The sequence below is a fragment of the Cyanobacteriota bacterium genome (assembly GCA_025054735.1).
Classification (GTDB): Bacteria; Cyanobacteriota; Cyanobacteriia; order SKYG9; family SKYG9; genus SKYG9.
On sequence record JANWZG010000322.1, the window covers coordinates 1 to 4,765 of the forward strand.

The window sequence follows — 4,765 nt, forward strand, 5'->3', positions numbered from 1 at the left end:
GTCCCCTTGCCTATGCTATGCGAGGTGATAACAGTGCTGCAATAGCAACCATTCAACCAGGCACCCGTTGGACTGACTTATCAGACACAGAGCAGGCTCGCCTCGCACTAACTGTAGCTCGGTGTTTGATTGACTCTGACGATCGCAGCTAAGTGTTGTGAGTTAGGCGACAGATAATCTTAGATATTCTTAGAGTGAATATCTCTAGCCCTCCCTACAGACTAGTGCAGAGCTATGTTCTAATCATCTGGCAAAATCCATTTAGGTGGCTCCATCATCTTGCGACGAAATGCAGCCTCAGCAATAGCGTGCATATCATCTAGGGATGTTTCAGTGATGAATTTAGAGACTGTTTCTAAGTTGCTACGGTGAGGACAGCGATCGCCCAGCACGCAGCCATTGACACAAGCTTCTGCACAGTTCACAGGTTGCACAGGATCCATAATTTTGATTGAGTCGACATTACTGCCTATTGTAATGCCCATGATTGCAGTATGAGCGGCAAGCCTTACCTTAGATGCCCACTAAGGCACACTAGCAAGCAGTAAGCAAGAACCAACTACAGATGTGAACTGTTTCTTATTAGCCTGCAATGTTGCTGCCTTTACAGAGCGTTCCTAGCCAAGCACTGTGCATTGAAGCCACCTGACCAATGTTTGCTATGCACAGTTCCTCACAAAGGTTATCCTCGCAAAGTCTTAACAGTCTAGGCGCATTGCCTCTGTTACCTTACTCTTATAGCCACACACGGATGAGCTAGGAAATCTTAACGAGGGCTTTGATTGCTATGATCAGTCCTATCAGTAAAGATATTCTAGTGAACCAATTTGTGCCTGTATCTGTAAGAATGCTCCCTATCAACTTGTGCAGATGCTCGACATAAACCCTATACAAACTCACCAACTTATCTACCTAGAGCATGGTGAAGAACGGCTATACGCAGAATTGATTCAAGTAGTTTCTCAGCGTAGCACTTGTTGGGCTAGACCTCTTGCTATTGTAGTTGCCTCCCAGTTGGTTCCACTGGCTCATGACTCACTCAATAAAACAACTATCTCGGCTCCAAAGTTACATAATCTTCGTGGTGCGTCAGATTTATTGTTGCCAATAGCCTTATTTCGCCCTGCACTTGACACTGATGTCCTACCTTGGCTGGGGCAGATATACGAAGCTGGCCATCAGCCGCTTGTTAAAGAAGATACAACTGCAAAAACGGCTGCTCAATATCACCTCAATCGATTTATTCATGCCATCTGGCAGGCATATCCAGAATACTTTCAGGCTAGCAATAGCTAGCGACAGCTAATACATGGCAGCATGGAAAAGCCTGTCGAACGTTTTGCACTTTAAGCGGATGATGGGACTCGAACCCACGACGTTCAGCTTGGGAAGCTGACATTCTACCACTGAATTACATCCGCATTAGTTGACATATTATATCAATGCATTGAAGTTAGGTGGGGTAGATGGCGCAAACATCTTTTAATTTGACAGCAATTGCCATTTTTGTGGTGGTTATGATGAGCCTTGTGGGGCCAGCAATCAATTTGCCTGCTGCTATACCAGCGAGTCTTACGGCAGCATTTCTAGGTTTGGCAGCGATCGACACCCTAGCCTGGAAAGGACAGGGGGCAACCTTAGCATTGGACTGGATAGCCCGTACTACAGGTGGTGAGGCATATAAGAGTCGGATCCGTCACCATGAAGCTGGACATTTTCTCGTGGCAGTGCTGTTGGATATTCCCATTACAGGCTATGCCCTTAATGCTTGGGATGCCTTTCGTCAAGGACAACCCGGACTGGGCGGTGTAGCGTTTGACACGAGTCAGTTGCAGCAGGAAATTAGCCAAGGCAAGCTGTCAGCACAGACAGTAGATCGTTACTTTCGTGTGTGGATGGCAGGGATTGCGGCTGAGCAACTAGTGTATGGTAATGCAGAAGGTGGCGAGGATGATCGGCAAGCTCTACGGCTGCTATGGCAACAGTGCCAACGTCCTGTAGCTGAATATGCTCAAAAAGAACGCTGGGCACTATTACAGGCCAAAACCCTACTGCAAACTCACCAAGTTGCCTACGATGCTCTGGTCAAAGCGCTAGCAGAGGGGGCATCAATTCAGGATTGCTATGCAACGATCGCACCGCTCCTAGGGTCATCGTAGTCATGCTGTTCTAAATACACTATGCTGCTGTTACCACTTCCCCACGCGCCAGCCCAATAGTGCATTCTGCTGTGGGTCTTGGTTATGAATCTTGGTTAAGGCGTAACACAGCCATAAAGGCAGACTGGGGGACATCCACTGTGCCGATCGCCTTCATCCGTTTCTTACCTTTGGCCTGTTTCTGCAATAGCTTTTTCTTACGGGAAATGTCCCCACCGTAACACTTAGCGAGTACATCTTTGCGGAGAGCAGGGATGTGTTCACTGGCAATAATCTTGCTGCCAATAGCAGCTTGGATAGGGATCTTAAATTGGTGCCGGGGGATCAACTCCTTCAGCTTCTCCGTGAGGGCACGCCCTACGTTGTAGGCTTTATCACGATGGACGATCGTCGCCAAGGAATCCACTGGGTCGCCATTAATCAGAATGTCTAATTTTACCAAGGGATTCTCTCGATAGCCAATGATGTGATATTCCATACTGGCATAGCCCCGCGATCGAGACTTCATCTGGTCAAAAAAGTCTGTCACTAGCTCTGCCAAAGGCACCTCATAGATCAGAGTTGTGCGCCCCTTGGTCAGGTACTTCATATCCTTGAAAATGCCCCGCCGGCTCTGCGCTAGTTCCATCAGCGTTCCTACGTACTGCTCTGGGGTAATCATCTCTACATGGACGTAGGGTTCCTCAATCTTCTCTCGATGCTGTGGATCAGGCAAGTGACTGGGATTATCGATCAGCAGCACACCATCCTTCGGGGTTGTAACCCGATAGACCACTGATGGTGCGGTAATAATCAAATCGAGGTTATATTCCCGCTCTAACCGTTCCTGCACAATTTCCATATGCAGCAGCCCCAAGAACCCACAGCGAAAGCCAAACCCCATAGCACTAGAGGTTTCCGGTTCATATTGCAAGGCAGCATCGTTCAAGCGCAGTTTGTCCAGAGCATCTCGTAGCGCAGGGAACTGATCAGCATCGGTAGGAAATAGGCCACAAAATACCATGGGCTTAGCTTCAGCGTATCCCGGCAGGGGCGCTTCCGCAGGATTAGTTGCCAAGGTGATGGTGTCACCTACGCGAGCATCCTGCACTGCTTTGATGGCAGCAGCAAGGTATCCAACCTCCCCTGCATGGAGATCGTCAACTTGCACTTGAGACGGTGAAAGCACACCCAACTCGTCAATTTCGTACTCCTTGTGGGAGGCCATTAGCCGCACCTTGTCGCCCCGTTTCACCATGCCATCCATCACTCGGAAGTAGACAATCACACCTCGATAGGAGTCGTAGTAACTGTCAAAAATTAATGCCCTCAGTGGCTCAGACACGGTATCACGGGGGGCAGGAATGCGCTGGACGATTGCCTCTAGGATTTCGCCAATGCCGATACCTTCTTTAGCCGATGCTAGAATAGCATTGCTGCAATCTAGCCCGATGATTTCCTCAATTTCAGCCTTGACCCGATCAGGTTCTGCACCAGGAAGGTCGATTTTATTGAGGACTGGGATAATTTCTAGGTTATGCTCTAGTGCCAGATACACGTTCGCCAAGGTTTGAGCCTCTACCCCTTGGGAAGCATCCACTACTAGCAGTGCCCCTTCGCAAGCTGCCAGCGATCGTGACACCTCATAGGAAAAGTCTACGTGTCCAGGAGTATCAATCAGGTTAAGCACATAGGTTTGCCCGTCTTTAGCGGTATAGTTCATGCGGGCCGCCTGTAGCTTGATCGTGATCCCCCGCTCCCGCTCCAGTTCCATGTTGTCTAAAAACTGCTCCTTCATTTCCCTAGCAGCAACGGTGCCCGTCTCTTGCAGAAGGCGATCAGCAAGGGTTGACTTACCGTGATCGATGTGAGCAATAATACAAAAGTTGCGAATTCGAGAAACGGGAACGCTTGTCATACAATCCAGCTAGGGTAGTCGGGCATACGTTTACGTATTTTAATACAGCCTGTTTAGTGGTGGGTGATAGCGATGATCTTTACCCCTACCCCGCAAACATGACTTAAACCTTTTTAGACACTTTCACCTTAAAGTCAAACACTTTAATGAAAGACGGTGGGTGATAATTAAGGCATAGATGCTGAGTAGTGACCATGATGCAACAACTGCTGGGTTTAGATGCAGACCCGACTATGGATCCAGAAGCCAGGGTGACAGGTGATGCCAATGTGAATACGGAGGCAGTCGCCGAGGATGCAGATGCAGATGATATCATTACCGAGCTAGACATTAGCCATCTCACTATCGAAGACGATACCCCTGCGGACAATTTTCAGTCGGCCCAGCAACAGCGGTTACTAGTAGATGCTCTCTGTAGCTCCCAGGCCATACCTCCACCCTTTATTGCCGAGGCGAATGTAGGACTGTTTTACAAGCTTTATGGTGATCCGATCGTTCCCAATGTGTTCCTCAGCCTAGGGGTGCACCGTGCCGAAGATTGGTCAGCCCGCCGCTATCGCTCTTATTTTGTTTGGGAATTTGGCAAAGTTCCCGATGTTTGCATTGAGATTGTGTCTAATGCAGAAGGGAATGAGTTGAGCTTAAGCCGGAAGTCTCAGCAGCAAGGCAAGGAGCGTTGTAAGAAAGATATCTATGCTCAAATTGGCGT

At 48.6% G+C, this 4,765-nt stretch carries 5 protein-coding genes and 1 tRNA gene; 3 read left to right on the forward strand and 3 right to left on the reverse strand.

Features of this window, described 5'->3' with window-relative positions:
• Window positions 1–239: 239 nt before the first annotated feature.
• Window positions 240–443, reverse strand: a complete 204-nt coding sequence (locus tag NZ772_14150) for a hypothetical protein (GenBank protein ID MCS6814692.1) — start codon at window positions 441–443, stop codon at window positions 240–242.
• Between the two features lie 571 nt (window positions 444–1,014).
• Between NZ772_14150 and NZ772_14155 the strand changes: the two genes are divergently transcribed.
• Complete coding sequence (locus NZ772_14155; protein ID MCS6814693.1) at window positions 1,015–1,296, forward strand: hypothetical protein; 282 nt, start codon at window positions 1,015–1,017, stop codon at window positions 1,294–1,296.
• Between the two features lie 53 nt (window positions 1,297–1,349).
• On the opposite strand, the gene NZ772_14160 is transcribed toward NZ772_14155, so the two are convergent.
• Window positions 1,350–1,421 (reverse strand) — tRNA-Gly (locus tag NZ772_14160).
• 45 nt (window positions 1,422–1,466) lie between these two features.
• On the opposite strand from NZ772_14160, the gene NZ772_14165 reads away from it, so the two are divergent.
• Window positions 1,467–2,159, forward strand: a complete 693-nt coding sequence (locus NZ772_14165) for an ATP-dependent Zn protease (GenBank protein ID MCS6814694.1) — start codon at window positions 1,467–1,469, stop codon at window positions 2,157–2,159.
• Window positions 2,160–2,241: 82 nt separating this feature from the next.
• On the opposite strand, the gene lepA is transcribed toward NZ772_14165, so the two are convergent.
• A complete protein-coding gene (lepA, locus tag NZ772_14170) occupies window positions 2,242–4,056 on the reverse strand; it encodes a translation elongation factor 4 (GenBank protein MCS6814695.1) in 1,815 nt (604 codons plus the stop codon).
• 194 nt (window positions 4,057–4,250) lie between these two features.
• On the opposite strand from lepA, the gene NZ772_14175 reads away from it, so the two are divergent.
• Window positions 4,251–4,765: hypothetical protein (locus tag NZ772_14175; GenBank protein ID MCS6814696.1), on the forward strand; the 515-nt coding region annotated here is incomplete at its 3' end.